Annotated in this window: 17 protein-coding genes and 1 tRNA gene; all 18 read right to left on the bottom strand. The window is 52.1% G+C overall.

Annotation, left to right across the window (positions count from 1 at the left end):
- Positions 1–21 precede the first annotated feature (21 nt).
- The gene (locus H7U06_RS13950) at positions 22–1,512 is read right to left on the bottom strand and encodes an NADH-quinone oxidoreductase subunit M (RefSeq protein WP_175626714.1); all 1,491 of its coding nucleotides are present in this window, start codon (positions 1,510–1,512) and stop codon (positions 22–24) included.
- 26 nt (positions 1,513–1,538) lie between these two features.
- Entirely contained in the window at positions 1,539–3,638 is a 2,100-nt protein-coding gene (nuoL, locus tag H7U06_RS13945; protein WP_175626713.1) for an NADH-quinone oxidoreductase subunit L, read from the bottom strand.
- A 28-nt stretch (positions 3,639–3,666) separates the two neighbouring features.
- On the bottom strand, positions 3,667–4,026 hold the full coding sequence (nuoK, locus tag H7U06_RS13940; protein ID WP_175626712.1) for an NADH-quinone oxidoreductase subunit NuoK: 360 nt from the start codon (positions 4,024–4,026) through the stop codon (positions 3,667–3,669).
- Positions 3,986–4,627: an NADH-quinone oxidoreductase subunit J gene (locus H7U06_RS13935; protein WP_175626711.1), complete on the bottom strand. Its 642-nt coding sequence runs from the start codon at positions 4,625–4,627 to the stop codon at positions 3,986–3,988. Before H7U06_RS13935 ends, nuoK begins: the two co-directional genes overlap by 41 nt.
- A 67-nt stretch (positions 4,628–4,694) precedes the next feature.
- Positions 4,695–5,183, bottom strand: coding sequence for an NADH-quinone oxidoreductase subunit NuoI (nuoI, locus tag H7U06_RS13930; protein ID WP_012079326.1), 489 nt, complete (start codon positions 5,181–5,183; stop codon positions 4,695–4,697).
- Positions 5,184–5,215: 32 nt separating this feature from the next.
- The gene (nuoH, locus tag H7U06_RS13925; RefSeq protein ID WP_124574999.1) at positions 5,216–6,289 is read right to left on the bottom strand and encodes an NADH-quinone oxidoreductase subunit NuoH; all 1,074 of its coding nucleotides are present in this window, start codon (positions 6,287–6,289) and stop codon (positions 5,216–5,218) included.
- On the bottom strand, positions 6,289–8,628 hold the full coding sequence (nuoG, locus tag H7U06_RS13920) for an NADH-quinone oxidoreductase subunit NuoG (RefSeq protein ID WP_175626710.1): 2,340 nt from the start codon (positions 8,626–8,628) through the stop codon (positions 6,289–6,291). The genes nuoH and nuoG overlap by 1 nt, the downstream gene beginning before the upstream one ends.
- Before the next feature lie 62 nt (positions 8,629–8,690).
- Positions 8,691–9,986 carry an NADH-quinone oxidoreductase subunit NuoF gene (nuoF, locus tag H7U06_RS13915; protein WP_175626709.1) on the bottom strand — a complete coding sequence of 432 codons (1,296 nt, stop codon included), beginning with the start codon at positions 9,984–9,986 and terminating at the stop codon, positions 8,691–8,693.
- Positions 9,983–10,462 (bottom strand): NADH-quinone oxidoreductase subunit NuoE, encoded by a 480-nt coding sequence (gene nuoE, locus H7U06_RS13910; RefSeq protein ID WP_175626708.1) that lies wholly within the window; start codon positions 10,460–10,462, stop codon positions 9,983–9,985. The genes nuoF and nuoE overlap by 4 nt, the downstream gene beginning before the upstream one ends.
- A gap of 27 nt (positions 10,463–10,489) precedes the next feature.
- Positions 10,490–11,743, bottom strand: a complete 1,254-nt coding sequence (locus H7U06_RS13905) for an NADH-quinone oxidoreductase subunit D (RefSeq protein WP_175626707.1) — start codon at positions 11,741–11,743, stop codon at positions 10,490–10,492.
- Positions 11,743–12,339 carry an NADH-quinone oxidoreductase subunit C gene (locus tag H7U06_RS13900; protein ID WP_175626706.1) on the bottom strand — a complete coding sequence of 199 codons (597 nt, stop codon included), beginning with the start codon at positions 12,337–12,339 and terminating at the stop codon, positions 11,743–11,745. The genes H7U06_RS13905 and H7U06_RS13900 overlap by 1 nt, the downstream gene beginning before the upstream one ends.
- Before the next feature lie 13 nt (positions 12,340–12,352).
- Positions 12,353–12,829: an NADH-quinone oxidoreductase subunit B family protein gene (locus tag H7U06_RS13895; RefSeq protein ID WP_012079319.1), complete on the bottom strand. Its 477-nt coding sequence runs from the start codon at positions 12,827–12,829 to the stop codon at positions 12,353–12,355.
- 3 nt (positions 12,830–12,832) lie between these two features.
- Positions 12,833–13,192 carry an NADH-quinone oxidoreductase subunit A gene (locus H7U06_RS13890; protein ID WP_175626705.1) on the bottom strand — a complete coding sequence of 120 codons (360 nt, stop codon included), beginning with the start codon at positions 13,190–13,192 and terminating at the stop codon, positions 12,833–12,835.
- Between the two features lie 119 nt (positions 13,193–13,311).
- Positions 13,312–13,396: transfer RNA gene (locus H7U06_RS13885), tRNA-Leu, on the bottom strand.
- 84 nt (positions 13,397–13,480) lie between these two features.
- Positions 13,481–13,867 (bottom strand): preprotein translocase subunit SecG, encoded by a 387-nt coding sequence (gene secG, locus H7U06_RS13880; RefSeq protein ID WP_175626704.1) that lies wholly within the window; start codon positions 13,865–13,867, stop codon positions 13,481–13,483.
- Positions 13,868–13,911: 44 nt separating this feature from the next.
- A complete protein-coding gene (gene tpiA / locus H7U06_RS13875; RefSeq protein WP_175626703.1) occupies positions 13,912–14,670 on the bottom strand; it encodes a triose-phosphate isomerase in 759 nt (252 codons plus the stop codon).
- Between the two features lie 144 nt (positions 14,671–14,814).
- Entirely contained in the window at positions 14,815–16,950 is a 2,136-nt protein-coding gene (gene pnp / locus H7U06_RS13870) for a polyribonucleotide nucleotidyltransferase (RefSeq protein ID WP_175626702.1), read from the bottom strand.
- Between the two features lie 201 nt (positions 16,951–17,151).
- Positions 17,152–17,421, bottom strand: coding sequence for a 30S ribosomal protein S15 (gene rpsO, locus H7U06_RS13865; protein ID WP_012079314.1), 270 nt, complete (start codon positions 17,419–17,421; stop codon positions 17,152–17,154).
- Positions 17,422–17,479: the final 58 nt, after the last annotated feature.

Raw genomic sequence — 17,479 nt, 5'->3', positions numbered from 1 at the left:
CTTTCGCGGTCGCGGCGTTTATTAATTCAGTTTCGAGATCGAGACGTGCTTCAGCAGGTCAGTAACCGAAGTTTGCATCGCATCGGTGAATGGAGCTGGGTACAGACCCATCGCCAATACAGCGATAGCCAGCAGGCCCAACATCAGGAATTCACGTTTGTTCAGGTCTTTCATCTCAGACACGTGGTGATTGGTGATAGCACCAAAGATCACGCGTTTAGCCAGCCACAGCGAGTACGCTGCACCCAGGATCAGAGCGGTTGCTGCCAGCAGGCCTATCCAGAAATTGAATTTGACTGCGCCCAGGATCACCATGAATTCGCCGACGAAGCCCGAGGTTGCTGGCAAGCCTGCATTACCCATCGAGAACAGTACGAAGAATGCGGCAAACTTAGGCATGACATTCACAACGCCGCCGTAGTCAGCGATGTTACGGGTATGCATGCGGTCGTACAGGACACCGATACACAGGAACATTGCGCCGGATACGAAACCGTGCGAAATCATTTGTACGATACCGCCCTGCACTGCCATGTCGTTAAACATGAAGAAGCCGAGCGTAACGAAGCCCATGTGTGCAATCGACGAATAAGCAACCAGTTTTTTCATGTCGGTTTGTACCAGAGCGACCAGACCGATGTAGATAACAGCGATCAGCGACAAAGTAATCATGAAGCCCGACAGATAGTGGCTGGCGTCTGGTGTGATCGGCAACGAGAAACGCAGGAAGCCGTATGCACCGAGTTTCAGCATGATAGCTGCCAGTACGACGGAACCACCGGTAGGCGCTTCCACGTGGGCATCAGGCAACCATGTATGTACTGGCCACATCGGAACCTTGACCGCAAACGCCATCAGGAATGCCAGGAAGATCAGGATCTGTGCATCCATAGGCAACGGCAATGTGTGCCAAGCCAGGATGTCAAAGCTGTGGCCGGACTTGAAGTACAGGTACAGCAATGCCACCAGCATCAACAACGAACCGAAGAAGGTATAGAGGAAAAACTTGATCGAAGCGTAAACACGATTCGCACCACCCCATACACCGATGATGATGAACATCGGGATCAGTGTCGATTCAAAGAATACATAGAACAGTACGCCATCCAATGCGCTGAACACGCCGATCATCAGACCGGACAGGATCAGGAAGGCACCCATGTACTGAGCCACGCGCTTTTCAATCACTTCCCATGCTGCGATCACGACGAAAATCGTAATGAAGGCAGTCAGGATGACGAACCACATCGACAGGCCGTCTACGCCCAGCGAGTAGTTAATGTTGAAAATGTCGATCCATTTCAGCTTCTCGACGAACTGCATGCCGTGAGCGGCATTGTCGAACTTTGCCACGATAGGCAAAGTCACGAGGAAGCTGACGATAGAACCAAACAGCGACAGGACGCGCACCGCGTTTGGATTGGTATCACGGCCTACGGCCAGGATGAACACACCGAACGCGATTGGTAGCCATATCGCGAGACTCAAGAGGGGAAAAGTTGACTGCATCATGTTTTTATTTACTTTATTTCGCTAACTTATTTGGCGAACAACGGGAATATCACGAAATAACTCAGTAAACCCAGCATGCCGAGAATCATGACAAATGCGTAGTGATAAATGTAGCCACTTTGGAATACACGGATCACGCGGGAGGACCAAGCTACTACTTTGGCACTACCGTTAACAATCAGGCCATCAATCAATGTCTTATCACCGACCTTGGACAAGCCACCACCCAGCAGACGTGCACCGCCAGCGATGACAACTTCATTGAATTTGTCCATGTAGTACTTGTTCTCAAGCAGCGTGTGCAGAGCATGGAAGTGCTTATAGAACCATGCTGGTACACGCGGATTGATCATGTAGCAATAGTAGGCAGTCACAACACCAGCCAGCGCCAGCCAGAACGGCGCGGTGGACACACCGTGGATCGCCATTGCTACTGCGCCATGGAAGTGTTCTTTCAACTCAGCCATCGCACCGTGTGTATCGCTGACGGTGATCACGCCCTTGAAGAAGTCGCCGTGCAACATAGGCTGGATCGCGAAGAAACCGATCAATACCGATGGTATCGCCAACAAGATCAGCGGCAAGGTAACAACCCAAGGCGACTCGTGCGGTTTCTGACCTGGGGCCAGACCGTGGTGTTCGTCATGGCCATGGTCATCATGCGCGTCATGTGCATGATCATCGTGACCGTGGTCAGCGTGAGCAGCTTTAGCATGTGCATGGTCGTCATGGTGTGCGTGTTCTTTACCGAAACGCTCTTCACCGTGGAATACCAGGAAGTACATACGGAACGAGTAGAACGCCGTAACGAATACACCAGCCAATACAGCGAAGTTAGCAAAACCGGAACCAAACAGAGTGGTTGCGTGCACTGCTTCGATGATGCTGTCCTTCGAGTAGAAACCCGAGAAGAACGGTGTACCGATCAATGCCAGCGAACCCAACAAGGAAGTGATCCAGGTAATCGGCATGTATTTACGCAAGCCACCCATGTTGCGGATGTCCTGATCGTGGTGCATACCAATGATGACAGAACCCGCGGCAAGGAACAGCAAAGCCTTGAAGAACGCGTGGGTCATCAGGTGGAATACAGCAACCGAGTAAGCAGACGCGCCCAGTGCAACAGTCATGTAACCCAGTTGCGACAGGGTCGAGTAAGCAACCACGCGCTTGATATCGTTCTGGATAATGCCCAGGAAGCCCATGAACAGCGCAGTGATCGAACCGATGATCAATACGAAGGACAAGGCGGTATCCGACAATTCAAACAGTGGCGACATGCGAGCCACCATGAAGATACCTGCGGTAACCATGGTCGCCGCGTGGATCAGTGCGGAAATCGGGGTCGGGCCTTCCATCGAGTCAGGCAGCCAGACGTGCAGCGGGAACTGCGCCGATTTACCCATCGCGCCGATGAACAGGCAGATACAGGCAACGGTCAACAGCATCCAGTCGGTACCAGGCAGGGTCAGGGTCGCGAGTTGTTCTTTCTTCGCGAAGACTTCTGCGTAGTCCATCGAACCAGCGTACGCCAGCAACAGGCCGATACCGAGGATGAAGCCAAAGTCACCGACACGGTTGACCAGGAAAGCCTTCATGTTCGCCACGATAGCAGTTGGCTTGGTGTACCAGAAGCCGATCAGCAGGTAAGAAACCAGACCCACTGCTTCCCAACCGAAGAACAGTTGCAGGAAGTTGTTGCTCATGACCAGCATCAACATCGCAAACGTAAACAGCGAGATGTACGAGAAGAAGCGGTTGTAGCCTTCGTCTTCTTCCATATAGCCGATCGTGTAGATGTGCACCATCAGCGACACGAAGGTCACGACGCACATCATCATCGCGGTCAGGCTATCGACCAGGAAACCGACTTCAAGCTTGAGCCCGACGACCGTCATCCATGTGTACAGGTTGCCATTGAAAGTCGCACCATCCAACACCAGCGACATCGTGTGCAATGACAAGATGAAAGAAATCAGAACGCCCAGGATCGTCACAGTATGCGACGTCTTGCGACCGATCAAGTTACCGAAAAATTTTGTACCGAACAATCCAGCAATCATAGAGCCGGCAAGTGGTGCCAGCGGTACGACTAGAAGGAGGTGTGGGTTAAGTTGCCCCGCCATGAGTGAACCTTATCGTTATTTTTTGGGATTAGCCTTTGAGGCCGTCAAGATCTTCGACATTGATGGTATCCAGAGTACGGAACATGGAAACCAAAATGGCAAGACCAATCGCAGCTTCAGCAGCAGCCACCGTCAAGATGAAGAAAACAAAAATCTGACCGGCTGCATCACCCAGGAAATAGGAGAAAGCGACGAAATTCATATTCACCGCCAACAGCATCAATTCGATAGCCATCAACAAGATGATGATGTTCTTACGATTCAGAAAAATACCAACGATCGAGATCGCGAACAAAATCGCGCCAAGAATCAGGTAATGTACGAGCGATAACTCCACAACACTCCCCTTACTTTTGTTCTGCTGCAGGAGCAGCTGGTGAATCGCCATTGGCGCGAGCGGAATCCGCCTTCATTTTTACGACACGCAAACGATCGCTGGCTTTAACTCGAACTGCGTCGCCAGGAGCGAAGTACTTGCTGTCTTTACGTTTGCGCATGGTCAATGCCACTGCCGCGATCATACCGACCAACAACAGCACCGCTGCAATTTCAAACGCATACAGATAGTCGGTGTAGATCAATTTGCCCAGTTCCTTGGCGTTGCCGATGGTCGACGACACTTCAGGGACTTGGGTATGCGAGCGCCAGAAGCCGCGGAACAATACCGCTGCCATTTCCAGCACGATCACGACACCGATGGTTGCTGCCAATGGCAGGTAACCCCAGAAACCTTCACGCAGTTTGGTGAGCTTGATGTCAACCATCATGACCACAAACAGGAACAGCACCATAACCGCACCGACATAGACCAGGATCAGTACGATGGACAGGAACTCAGCTTTGAGCAACATCCACAGTGCAGCAGCCGAACAGAATGAGAGCACGAGGAACAGCGCCGCGTGAACCGGATTCGATTCGGTGATAACGCGTATAGCAGCGAGTACGAGTATCGCTGAAAACACGTAGAACAAGACAGTTGTAAATTCCATAAGCAGTCTAAAAATCAGCAAAAAGTCAGCAAGAGGTCAGCCAGTAACAGCGACCCATACTATTAAATCAACGATAGGCCGCGTCGGCGGTGCGTGCTGCTGCGATTTCTGGTTCGTAGCGATCACCTACTGCCAGCAACATTTCCTTGGTGTAGTACAAGTCGCCGCGCTTCTCGCCGTGGTATTCCAGAATATGTGTTTCCACGATCGAATCGACCGGGCACGACTCTTCGCAGAAGCCGCAGAAAATACATTTGGTCAGATCGATGTCGTAACGGGTGGTACGGCGGGTGCCGTCTTCACGCTGGTCCGATTCGATCGTGATTGCCATTGCAGGGCACACTGCTTCGCACAACTTACATGCGATGCAACGCTCTTCCCCGTTCGGATAACGACGCAGCGCATGCAAACCACGGAAACGTGGCGACTGCGGAGTCTTCTCTTCCGGGAACTGCACGGTAATTTTGCGTGCAAACATGTAGCGACCTGTCAGCGCCAGCCCTTTGAAGAGCTCGCGCAGCATCAAGCTACCGAAAAAATCCTTAATTGCTTCCATCTTGGCTTCCCTTTTTGCTCAGCCCTGCTGCATTAATTCCAGATATTCCACGGAGTCTTCATCCAGATCGCGACGATCAACAGATAAACGAGTGTCAGTGGGATAAACACTTTCCAACCCAAACGCATGATTTGATCGTAGCGATAGCGTGGGAACGATGCACGGAACCAGATAAACATGGTTACGACCATCAAGGTCTTCAGACCCAACCAGATCCAGCCTGGTACCCAGGTGAACGGCGCCATATCGATCGGCGATGTCCAGCCGCCCAGGAACATCAGGGTAGCCATGATCGAGATCAACCACATGTTGGCGTATTCAGCCAGGAAGAACATCGCGAACGACATACCCGAGTATTCAACCATGTGACCGGCAACGATTTCCGATTCGCCCTCAACCACGTCAAACGGATGGCGGTTCAATTCAGCCGTACCCGAGATGATGTAAATGAAGAACATAGGCAGCAATGGCAACCAGTTCCACGACAGGAAAGTCAGGCCCATCTCGGCAAAGCGACCAGTGTTTTGCGAGTTCACGATAGTCGTCAGGTTCATGCTGCCGGTAACCATCAGGATGATCACCAACACGAAGCCCATCGCGATTTCATACGAAATCATTTGTGCCGATGCACGCATCGCACCGAGGAAAGCGTACTTGGAGTTCGATGCCCAGCCTGCGACGATCACGCCATATACTTCCAGCGAAGTAATCGCCATCACGAACAGCAAACCTGCATTGACGTCGGCCAATACGGTTTCTGGTCCGAACGGAATCACAGCCCATGCGGCCAGTGCCGGCATGATAGTCATGATAGGAGCAATGACAAACAAAGCTTTGCTCGACTTGGCCGGAACAACAATCTCTTTCAGCAAGAGTTTGACGCCGTCGGCGATCGGTTGCAGCAAACCTGCAGGACCGGTACGGTTGGGGCCATGACGCACGTGCATCCAGCCGATGACCTTACGTTCCCACAAAGTCAAATAAGCTACGGCACCCATCAATGGCGCGACAACTGCAATAATTTTGACCAGATTCCAAACTAACGGCCAATAGTATCCAAGGAAAGATTGACCCGTCGCGTGGATGGATGCAAACAATTGATCCATTACGCTTTCTCCACGCTGATAGAACCAAACATCGCGCCCAGACCGGCTGTGGACTGATGTCCTGCCGCTACGCGCACCACATTAACCGGCAACTTCGCATCGATGGCGGCAACCAGCACTGCACTACCCGCACCTTGCGTTACCTTGACCTGATCACCAGCCGCGACGCCGAGCTTGCCTGCCAGATCAGCCGACAACCATGCCTTAGGTGCAGCACCGTCGTTGGTCTGTTGCAGAGGCAGCGAGCGACGTACGATCGCGTCAGTTGCGTAAATCGATACATCAGCAACGCGTTCCAGTTGCAAGCCAGCTGCAGCGACTTCTGCCTGCGGCGCTGCTTTGCCGAGGTTGTTCAGACGTGGTACCAGGTTTGCATCTGCAGGAGCGTTCGCACCGATGATTTCATTGCGGATAGCTTCCGATGTTTCGTAGTCGAAACCGCTCAGTTCCAGCAGGTTGCCGAGTACGCGCAATACTTTCCATGCCGGACGTGTGTCGCCCAGAGGCTTGACGGTACCGTTGAAGCTTTGTGCACGACCTTCGCAGTTGACGAAAGTACCCGAGGTTTCGGAGAACGGTGCGATCGGCAACAAGACGTCAGCAAAATCATTGCCGTGCTTGTATGCAGACATCACAACAACCATTTCAGCCTGGTTCAACGCAGCACGTGCTACTTGCGGGTTGAAGCTGTCGAGTTCTGGTTCTGCGTTCAGCAAAACGTATGCTTTACGTGGCTGCGCAAATGCTTGCGCTGCGTTAGCACCGTTGGCACCTGGAACTGCATTGACCAGATAGCCACCAACGCTGTTGGCTGCTTCGGTCAGAAAGCCGAACTTGGCTTCGGTGTTTTGTGCAATCCATTGTGCTGCTGCGTGCAATTTCGCTGCCTGTGGGTGCTGCAATACTGCATTACCCAACAAGACTGCCTTAGGCTCACCGGACAACAGGCTGGCTGCGATTTGTTTCGCTTCAGCCGAAGGCTGGATCGCGTCGAAACCGGCTGGTGCCGAGATGCCTTTGGCTTGCGCCACGGCAGCAACGACTTCGCTCAGGGCCGACAACCAATCCGACGGTGCCTTGATCATTTTGTTTGCAACTGGCATCAACAGGTCGTCGTCGCTTGCGTGCAAGATGCTGACGCTGGCGCCCTGCTTCACTGCCTGGCGCAGACGCGCTGCCAGCAATGGGTGATCTTTGCGCAGGAAGGAACCGATGACGAATGCACGTTTCAATGCACCGAACTCTGCGATCGACATGCCGAGCCAAGGAGTAACACCAGCATCCAGCGAGAAGTCGGATTGGCGCAGGCGGAAGTCGATGTTTTCCGAACCGATGCCACGCACCAGTTTTTGCAACAGCGACATTTCTTCCAGTGTCGAGTACGGCGTAGCCAACGCAGCGATGGAGTCAGCACCGTGTTCGTGCTTGATGTTACGCAGACCGTGCGCAACGTATTCCAGGGCGGTTTGCCAGTCAGTTTCCTGCCATTTGCCGTCTTGCTTGATCATCGGGCTGGTCAGACGGTCTTCGCTGTTCAAGCCTTCATAGGCGAAGCGATCCTTATCCGAAATCCAGCATTCATTGACGTCGTCGTTTTCCAACGGCAGCACGCGCATGACTTTGCCAGCTTTAACTTGCACGATCAGGTTTGCACCGAGGCTATCGTGTGGGCTGACTGATTTGCGACGCGACAATTCCCAGGTACGGGCGCTGTAGCGGAACGGCTTCGATGTCAACGCGCCGACCGGGCACAGATCGATCATGTTGCCCGACAATTCGGAGTCTACAGTTTTGCCAACGAAGGAAGTGATTTCTGCGTGCTCACCGCGATTCAACATACCGAATTCCATCACGCCTGCAACTTCCTGGCCGAAACGGACGCAGCGTGTGCAGTGGATGCAACGGCTCATCTCTTTCATCGAGATCAGCGGGCCGACATCTTTCGGCGCTACTACGCGTTTTTCTTCTTCGTAACGCGAAGAAGAGTCGCCGTAGCCGACTGCCAGATCCTGCAATTGGCATTCGCCACCTTGATCGCAGATAGGGCAATCGAGCGGGTGATTAATCAGGAGGAATTCCATCACGCCTTTTTGCGCTTTGACGGCCTTCTCGCTATTGGAGCGGACGATCATGCCTTGGGCGACAGGAGTCGCACAGGCTGGCAATGGCTTAGGTGCTTTTTCAACCTCTACCAGGCACATACGGCAGTTCGCCGCGATGGACAATTTTTTGTGGTAACAAAAGTGTGGGATGTAAGTGCCAAGCTTATTGGCAGCGTCCATCACCATGCTGCCTTCTTTCACTTCGACTTTTTTACCGTCTATTTCGATTTCAACCATGGCTTTGCTTTTGTTGACTTCAGTGTTCTCACTAGGTTTGTGCTGCTAAACGAAGTGATCGGCTAAATGTAAGCGGGCACCAAGCAATGTTTATGCTCAATGTGATATACAAATTCTTCACGGAACTGCTGAATCATTGCGCGTACAGGCATCGCAGCTGCATCACCAAGTGCGCAGATGGTACGACCCTGAATATTGTCGGCGACCGAATTCAGCATATCGATATCTTCCGGACGGCCTTGACCGTTCTCGATACGATGCACCATGCGATACAACCAACCAGTACCTTCGCGGCAAGGTGTGCACTGACCGCAGGACTCTTCAAAGTAGAAGTAAGACAGTCGCAACAGCGCTTTGACCATGCAACGTGTTTCATCCATCACGATGACAGCACCCGAACCCAGCATCGAACCTGCTTTCGCGACCGAATCATAATCCATATCGGTAGCCATCATCAGGTCGCCCTTCACTACCGGCACCGACGAACCACCAGGGATCACAGCCTTGAGCTTTTTACCGCCGCGCACGCCACCGGCGAGCTCCAGCAATTCAGCAAACGGTGTACCCAATGGGATTTCGTAGTTGCCTGGACGCTCGACGTCGCCGGATACCGAGAAAATCTTGGTGCCGCCGTTGTTCGGTTTGCCCAGTGCTGCATATGCTTCAGCGCCTACCTGGAAGATGAACGGTACTGCAGCAAATGTTTCAGTGTTGTTGATCGTGGTTGGCTTGCCGTACAGACCATAGCTTGCAGGGAAAGGCGGCTTGAAGCGTGGCTGGCCTTTTTTGCCTTCCAGCGATTCCAGCAACGCAGTTTCTTCACCGCAGATGTACGCACCAAAGCCATGGAATGCATGGAGTTGGAAACTGTGTGTCGAACCCAGGATGTTATCGCCCAGGAAGCCAGCTGCGCGTGCTTGCTCCAGCGCTTCTTCGAAACGATCGTACTCAGCGAAAATTTCGCCGTGGATGTAGTTGTAACCAACGCTGACACCCATCGCATAAGCAGCAATGGTCATGCCTTCGATCACGGAATGCGGATTGTAACGAAGAATGTCACGATCCTTGAAAGTACCTGGTTCGCCCTCATCTGAATTACAGACCAGATATTTTTGGCCCGCGAAATTCTTAGGCATGAAGCTCCACTTCAGGCCGCTAGGGAAGCCCGCACCACCGCGACCACGCAGGGTCGATGCTTTGACTTCAGCGATGACCTGGTCAGGGGTCATGCCTTCGCTCAGGATGCGCTTCAACGAAGCGTAGCCACCGCGCTTGACATACTCTTCCAGGCCCCAGTTATCACCGGTGAGGCCAGCGAAAATCAATGGCTTGATATGACGATTATGCAGACTGGTCATTTCTTCAATTCCTCTACCAGGGCGTCGATTTTGTCATCCGACATAAAGCTGCACATACGCTTGTTATTGACCAGCATCACAGGCGCATCACCGCACGCGCCCATGCATTCGCCTTCAACCAGGGTGAACAGGTCATCATCCGTGGTTTCGCGATAATCGATACCGAGTTTATGTTTCAGGTAATGCGCAGCCTTCTCGCCGCCAGACAATTGGCATGGCAGATTTGTACACACCGAGATCTTGTACTTGCCGACCGGCTTGGTGTTGTACATGTTGTAGAAGGTCGCAACTTCTTGCACCGCGATCGCAGGCATGCCCAGGTAGTCAGCAATATCTTGCATGACTTCAGGCGGCAGCCAACGGGTTTCATCCTGGGCGATCTGCAGCGCAGCCATCACGGCGGACTGCTTCTGGTCCGGAGGGAACTTGGCGACCTCGCGGTCGATTTTTTTATACGTTTGCTCTGATAACAGCATGTCTATGCCTCAAATATTGAGCCGCGATTAGCGGTCAATCTCACCAAACACAATATCTTGTGTGCCGATGATGGTTACTGCATCGGCAATCATGTGGCCCTTGGCCATTTCATCCAGGCCTTGCAAATGCGGGAAGCCCGGTGCGCGGATTTTCATGCGATATGGCTTGTTCGCGCCATCCGAAATCAGATACACGCCAAACTCACCCTTCGGATGTTCCACCGCTGCATATGCCTCACCTGTCGGCACGTGGAAGCCTTCAGTGAACAGTTTGAAGTGGTGAATCAGATCTTCCATGTTCGACTTCATGCCGACACGCGATGGCGGTGCAACCTTGTGGTTGTTCGTCATCACAGGACCCGGGTTGTTACGCAGCCATTCCACGCATTGCTTGATGATGCGGTTCGACTGACGCATTTCTTCAACGCGTACCAGATAACGATCATAGCAATCGCCGTTGGTGCCGACTGGAACGTCGAAGTCCATCAGGTCATACACTTCGTATGGTTGTTTCTTGCGCAGATCCCACTCAACGCCCGAACCACGCAGCATAGCGCCGGTGAAGCCCATGGCCATTGCACGCTCTGGCGACACAACACCGATACCGACCAGACGCTGTTTCCAGATACGGTTATCGGTCAACAGTGTTTCGTATTCGTCGACATAGGTCGGGAAACGATTGGTGAAGTCTTCGATGAAGTCGAGCAAGGAACCTTGACGGTTTTCGTTCAACTGGCTGATCGCTTTTGCATTGCGGATGATCGATGCCTTGTGTTGCGGCATGGCATCCGGCAGATCGCGATATACGCCACCTGGACGGTAGTAAGCAGCATGCATACGTGCACCCGACACTGCTTCGTAGCAGTCCATCAGGTCTTCACGTTCGCGGAATGCGTACAGGAACACGCCCATCGCACCAACGTCCAGCGCATGCGCGCCGAGCCACATCAGGTGATTCAGGATACGGGTGATTTCATCGAACATCACGCGGATGTACTGTGCACGCAGCGGCACTTCGATGTTCAGCATCTTTTCGATAGCCATCACATACGCGTGCTCGTTACACATCATCGAGACGTAATCGAGGCGATCCATGTAAGGCACGGATTGCAGATAGGTTTTTTGCTCAGCCAGCTTTTCTGTCGCGCGGTGCAACAGGCCGATATGCGGATCAGCACGCTGGATAACTTCGCCGTCGAGCTCCAGAACCAGACGCAACACACCGTGCGCGGCAGGATGCTGAGGACCAAAGTTGAGGGTGTAGTTCTTAATTTCGGCCATTATTTCGCCCCGTATTGTTCTTCACGAATGACGCGCGGCACATTTTCGCGCGGGTCTATCGTTACAGGTTGATAAATGACGCGTTTTTGTTCCGGATCGTAACGCATTTCAACATAGCCAGAGACTGGGAAATCTTTGCGGAATGGGTGACCGATGAAACCGTAGTCAGTCAGGATACGACGCAAATCGTTGTGGCCTTCAAACAGGATGCCGTAGAAGTCGAAAGCTTCACGTTCATACCAGTTAGCCGAAGGCCAGATATCGATCATTGATGCGACTACCGGCATTTCGTCGTCAGCGGCGAATACACGTACGCGAACACGCCAGTTATGCTTGATCGACAGCAAGTGCGAAACCACAGCGAAGCGCGGGCCTTCCCACAAACCATCACCATATGTCGAGTAATCGACACCGCACAAATCAATCATTTCTTCAAAGCGCAGGTCAGCGTGGTCACGCAGTACACGCATTGCAGACGCATAGTCATGCGACTTAACAACAATGGTGACTTCGCCCAATGCCTGAGTCAGGCTTTGAAGTTGGTCGCCGAGCGCATTGCGCAGAGCGGCTTCAAGGAGTTCAAGTTTGATCGTCATTTAAAAACCAGCCTTAGCGAGCAATCGTGTTGGTGCGACGGATCTTGTTTTGCAACTGCATGATCCCGTACAACAACGCTTCAGCGGTTGGAGGACAACCAGGAACATAGACATCGACTGGAACGATACGATCACAGCCGCGCACAACAGAATACGAATAATGGTAGTAACCGCCACCATTGGCACAGGAACCCATCGAGATAACCCAACGCGGCTCAGCCATCTGGTCATACACCTTGCGCAATGCAGGTGCCATCTTGTTGCACAGTGTGCCTGCCACGATCATCACGTCGGATTGACGTGGGGATGGACGGAACACAACACCGAAACGATCCAGATCGTAACGCGAAGCACCTGCGTGCATCATTTCAACTGCGCAGCATGCCAAGCCGAATGTCATAGGCCACATCGAGCCTGTGCGTGTCCAGTTGATCAGCTTGTCAGCTGTGGTGGTTACGAAACCTTCGTTCAATACGCCTTCAATTGCCATGACTTACTCCCAATCCAGCGCGCCTTTTTTCCATTCGAACACCAGACCGATGGTCAGCACTCCAAGGAAAATCATCATTGACCAAAATCCCAGCATCCCTACTTCGCGCATTGCTACTGCCCAAGGCACCAGGAACGCAACTTCGAGATCGAACAGAATGAACAGAATCGCGACGAGGTAGTAGCGCACGTCGAACTTCATACGTGCATCTTCAAACGCTTCAAAACCGCATTCGTAAGGGGACAGTTTTTGTGCATCCGGATTATGCGGAGCCAGAACACGACCCAACACTTGTGGCACGACACCAACGCCGATACCGACCAGAATAAAAAGCAATACGGGGAAATAGTTTTCGAGGTTCACGATTAGCGCAGTATGTTGAACGATTAATTGGCTTGCAAAATAATCCGTTAAATCAAACGACAGTTTTGTCGATAAAAAGCCAGCTTAGGTATGCCCCCTTGCTGGCTTAGAATTTTTGTTGGTGCCGACGGCGAGACTCGAACTCGCACAGCTTTCGCCACTACCCCCTCAAGATAGCGTGTCTACCAATTTCACCACGTCGGCAAGACTTCTATTCTAACCCGCCTTGACACATTTGTTCAATGCGCAATTGCATTAAAACAAGAACAAACAGCGAATAAAACACGCTTATTTTGGAATCTGATTTGATTGACCAGTTCCGCTCGGTGCAACTGGTGTTTCAGGTGCAGCAGCAGGTGCATTTTGTGCAGGTGCAGCAGCGCCAGGAACAGCTGAAGCTGGCAGGTTTTCCATCACACCAGCGCTTGGTGTAGATGGCTTGTTACCGATGAATGCCAGACCCAATGTTGCAGAGAAAAATATGATCGCGGCAACACCGGTAAATTTGGAAAGGAAGTTGGACGATCCGGTCGCACCAAACAAGCTGCCCGAAGCACCCGAACCAAACGATGCGCCCATGTCAGCGCCTTTACCATGCTGCAATAATACGAGGCCGATAATCGTCAACGCAGACAAAACCTGAACAACGACGATGATGGTGTGAAAGCTATTCATTTAAGTTCCAGTATTGAGGTAATTCGTAATAAATCTGTTGCAACTCAAGCCGCTTGGATGATGGCGAGAAAGTCTGCCGACTTCAATGCTGCCCCACCGATCAAACCGCCATCGATATCTGACATGGCAAGCAATTCTTTCGCGTTGTCCGGCTTCATGCTGCCGCCGTACAGAATTCTGACTTGTGCTGCGGCCTCGGCATTCTTGACCTGCAGCTGCTTGCGCAACATCGCATGCACTTCCTGCGCCATCGCTGGCGTTGCTGTCTTACCGGTACCTATTGCCCAAACCGGCTCGTATGCTACAACAATCTTTGCCAGATCGCTTACAGCAATCGCTGCCAACACGACATTCAGTTGTTCTGCAACCACGCTATCGGTCTGCCCTGCTTCGCGTTGCGCCAGTGTTTCACCAACGCAGACGATAGGAGTCAAACCTGCTTGCAGTGCACGCACAGTTTTTTGTGCGATCAATTCATTTGATTCGGCGAAATAGGCACGACGTTCCGAATGGCCAACGATTACATAACGGCAATCGAATTCCTGCAGCATGCTGGTCGATACCTCACCGGTATATGCACCTGCTTCGTGGGCGGAGACATCCTGCGCACCGAGGGTGATCGCAGAGCCATTTAACAAGCCTTGGCACTGCGCAAAATAAGGAGCTGGGACACAGACAGCAACATCACAAGTTGCGCTGCTCATATTGCTTTTTAATCCGCTTTCAATCTCCGTCAGCAATAGCGCATTGGCAGCCAGGCTGCCATTCATTTTCCAATTGCCAGCGACGAGTTTGCGGCGCATATAAGACCCATAATTTCAATAACCCGCTATTCTATCCCCTTGCAGCGAGCATGGTCAAACGTCATACCACTCTGACAGAATGAAAAAACCGCCCACAGCTTGCGCGGTGGGCGGTTTTTAACCATCTGGTATGTCAAGAGTCGATTACTCTTGTGTTGCCGCTGGTTCCGGATTCTCTTCCGCAACCGCTGCTTTCATCGACAGCTTCAGGCGACCACGGTCGTCTGTTTCCAGAACTTTAACGCGTACTTGCTGACCTTCTTGCAAGTAATCAGCAACTGCATTGACGCGCTCGTTGGCAATCTGGCTGATGTGCAACAGACCATCTTTACCTGGGATTACTTGCACGATGGCACCGAAATCCAGCAATTTCAGAACTGTACCTTCGTAGATCTTGCCGACCTCAACCGAAGCGGTCAGCTCTTCGATACGACGTTTGGCTTCCTGACCAGCAGCTGCATCTACCGATGCAATGGTGACCACGCCTTCATCGCTGATATCGATTTGGGTACCGGTTTCTTCGGTCAATGCACGAATAACTGCACCGCCCTTGCCGATGACGTCACGGATTTTTTCTGGATTGATCTTGATGGTGATCAGGCGTGGCGCGAAATCGGACAACTCGCCAGCAACACCGCTAGGTACCGCTTTTTCCATTTCGCCGAGGATGTGCACGCGGCCTTCTTTAGCTTGCGCCAAAGCGACTTGCATGATTTCCTTGGTGATGCCCTGGATCTTGATATCCATTTGCAAAGCGGTGATGCCGTTAGCGGTACCAGCCACTTTGAAGTCCATATCTCCGAGGTGATCTTCATCACCCAGGATGTCGGACAGAACAGCAAATTTGCTGCCTTCCTTGATCAGGCCCATAGCGATACCGGCAACGTGCGATTGCATAGGCACGCCAGCGTCTATCAGCGCCAGGCAGCCGCCGCAGACCGAAGCCATCGACGACGAACCGTTGGATTCGGTGATTTCCGATACCAGACGTACCGAGTAGCTAAACTCTTCCGGCGCTGGCAAGGCAGCAACCAGTGCACGCTTGGCCAGACGACCATGGCCGATTTCACGGCGCTTAGGTGTACCGACACGGCCGGTTTCGCCAGTTGCGAACGGAGGCATGTTGTAGTGCAGCATGAAGCGATCCGAGTACTCACCCATCAATGCATCGATCTTTTGCTCGTCACGTGCGGTACCCAGGGTTGCGATAACCAGAGCCTGTGTTTCACCGCGGGTGAACAATGCCGAACCGTGGGTACGTGGCAATACACCAGTACGGATGCTGATAGGACGTACGGTACGGGTATCACGACCGTCGATGCGTGGTTCGCCTTCGAGGATCTGCGAACGTACAATTTTTGCTTCCAGATCAAACAGGATGTTGCCGACTTCAGCTGCGTCAGGTGCTGCAGCGCCGATGGAAGCAGCTTCTGCCGCCAACTCGTTGTTCACTTCAGCAAATGCATCTTTCAGCTTGGTGGTACGTGCTTGCTTGTCTTTGGTTTGGTAAGCAGCGCGCAGTTTCGCTTCTGCGAAATGAGTTACGCGTGCGATCAGCGCTTCGTTCTTTGCCGGAGGCGCCCATTGCACTTCTGGCTTGCCGCCATCACGCACCAAATCGTGAATCGCATCGATGACTGCTTTCATTTGATCGTGGCCATAAACAACCGCGCCCAACATGACTTCTTCCGACAATTGCTGCGCTTCGGACTCAACCATCAACACTGCTGTTTCAGTGCCGGCAACAACCAGATCCATCTGCGATGTTTTCAGTTGTGTTGCAGTCGGATTCAGGATGTATTGACCATCGATGTAACCAACGCGAGCCGCACCCAGAGGACCTGCAAACGGGATACCAGCTACGCACAATGCAGCCGAAGCGCCGATCATGGAAGCGATGTCCGGATCAATCTCAGGATTGACCGACAGTACGTGAATGATGATCTGCACTTCGTTCAAATAACCTTCCGGGAACAACGGACGGATCGGACGATCGATCAGGCGCGATGTCAGTGTTTCTTTTTCGGAAGGACGGCCTTCACGCTTGAAGAAACCGCCTGGGATACGGCCAGCAGCGTAGGCTTTTTCTACATAGTCAACGGTCAACGGGAAGAAGTCCTGACCTGGCTTGGCATCTTTTTTTGCCACTACAGTAGCCAGTACAACGGTGTCTTCAATCGAGACGAGTACGGCGCCAGATGCTTGACGGGCGATTTCGCCGGTTTCAAGCGTGACCTGATGTTGGCCATACTGGAAGGTTTTAGTGACTTTATTAAACACGGTGTTCCTTTCTAATTTTACCGACAGATTTTCAGGCGCTGTCGTACACCTCACCACAAACAATCGAGCAATATGAACGATTGTTTTTATTACTAACTACATTACAAACAAGTACAAACCACCAAAAGACAAAATGCCCGCATCAGAGAACTGACGCAGGCATTTTTATCTATGAAAGCCGGATAAAATAGCGCAACGAAATTACTTGCGCAGACCGAGCTTTACAATCAGATCGCGGTAACGAGTAGCGTCTTTACCTTTGAGGTAGGACAACAGGCTCTTACGACGATTAACCATCATGATCAAACCACGACGGGAATGATGATCTTTAGTGTGTGCTTTGAAGTGGCTGTTGAGTTCGTTGATACGAGCTGTCAACAATGCGACTTGAACTTCCGGCGATCCGGTGTCGTTTTGACCGCGGGCGTTATCGGCAACAATAGCTGCCTTGCTTGCTTTTTCGAGAGACATAAAAACTACCTTTCACATGCGATGCATAGAGTCTGAACCCCACACACCGTGAACAACG

Source organism: Herminiimonas sp. Marseille-P9896 (assembly GCF_903993245.1).
GTDB lineage: Bacteria > Pseudomonadota > Gammaproteobacteria > Burkholderiales > Burkholderiaceae_D > Oxalicibacterium > Oxalicibacterium contaminans.
This window is presented reverse-complemented; position numbering and strand designations above follow the sequence as displayed.

What these genes read in the sequence shown, in the direction of transcription:
- H7U06_RS13950 (WP_175626714.1), bottom strand. Translation starts at nt 1,512, where the DNA reads ATGATGCAGTCAACTTTTCCCCTCTTGAGTCTCGCGATATGGCTACCA.
- nuoL (WP_175626713.1), bottom strand. Translation starts at nt 3,638, where the DNA reads ATGGCGGGGCAACTTAACCCACACCTCCTTCTAGTCGTACCGCTGGCA.
- nuoK (WP_175626712.1), bottom strand. Translation starts at nt 4,026, where the DNA reads ATGGCGATTCACCAGCTGCTCCTGCAGCAGAACAAAAGTAAGGGGAGT.
- H7U06_RS13935 (WP_175626711.1), bottom strand. Translation starts at nt 4,627, where the DNA reads ATGGAATTTACAACTGTCTTGTTCTACGTGTTTTCAGCGATACTCGTA.
- nuoI (WP_012079326.1), bottom strand. Translation starts at nt 5,183, where the DNA reads ATGGAAGCAATTAAGGATTTTTTCGGTAGCTTGATGCTGCGCGAGCTC.
- nuoH (WP_124574999.1), bottom strand. Translation starts at nt 6,289, where the DNA reads ATGGATCAATTGTTTGCATCCATCCACGCGACGGGTCAATCTTTCCTT.
- nuoG (WP_175626710.1), bottom strand. Translation starts at nt 8,628, where the DNA reads ATGGTTGAAATCGAAATAGACGGTAAAAAAGTCGAAGTGAAAGAAGGC.
- nuoF (WP_175626709.1), bottom strand. Translation starts at nt 9,986, where the DNA reads ATGACCAGTCTGCATAATCGTCATATCAAGCCATTGATTTTCGCTGGC.
- nuoE (WP_175626708.1), bottom strand. Translation starts at nt 10,462, where the DNA reads ATGCTGTTATCAGAGCAAACGTATAAAAAAATCGACCGCGAGGTCGCC.
- H7U06_RS13905 (WP_175626707.1), bottom strand. Translation starts at nt 11,743, where the DNA reads ATGGCCGAAATTAAGAACTACACCCTCAACTTTGGTCCTCAGCATCCT.
- H7U06_RS13900 (WP_175626706.1), bottom strand. Translation starts at nt 12,339, where the DNA reads ATGACGATCAAACTTGAACTCCTTGAAGCCGCTCTGCGCAATGCGCTC.
- H7U06_RS13895 (WP_012079319.1), bottom strand. Translation starts at nt 12,829, where the DNA reads ATGGCAATTGAAGGCGTATTGAACGAAGGTTTCGTAACCACCACAGCT.
- secG (WP_175626704.1), bottom strand. Translation starts at nt 13,867, where the DNA reads ATGAATAGCTTTCACACCATCATCGTCGTTGTTCAGGTTTTGTCTGCG.
- tpiA (WP_175626703.1), bottom strand. Translation starts at nt 14,670, where the DNA reads ATGCGCCGCAAACTCGTCGCTGGCAATTGGAAAATGAATGGCAGCCTG.
- rpsO (WP_012079314.1), bottom strand. Translation starts at nt 17,421, where the DNA reads ATGTCTCTCGAAAAAGCAAGCAAGGCAGCTATTGTTGCCGATAACGCC.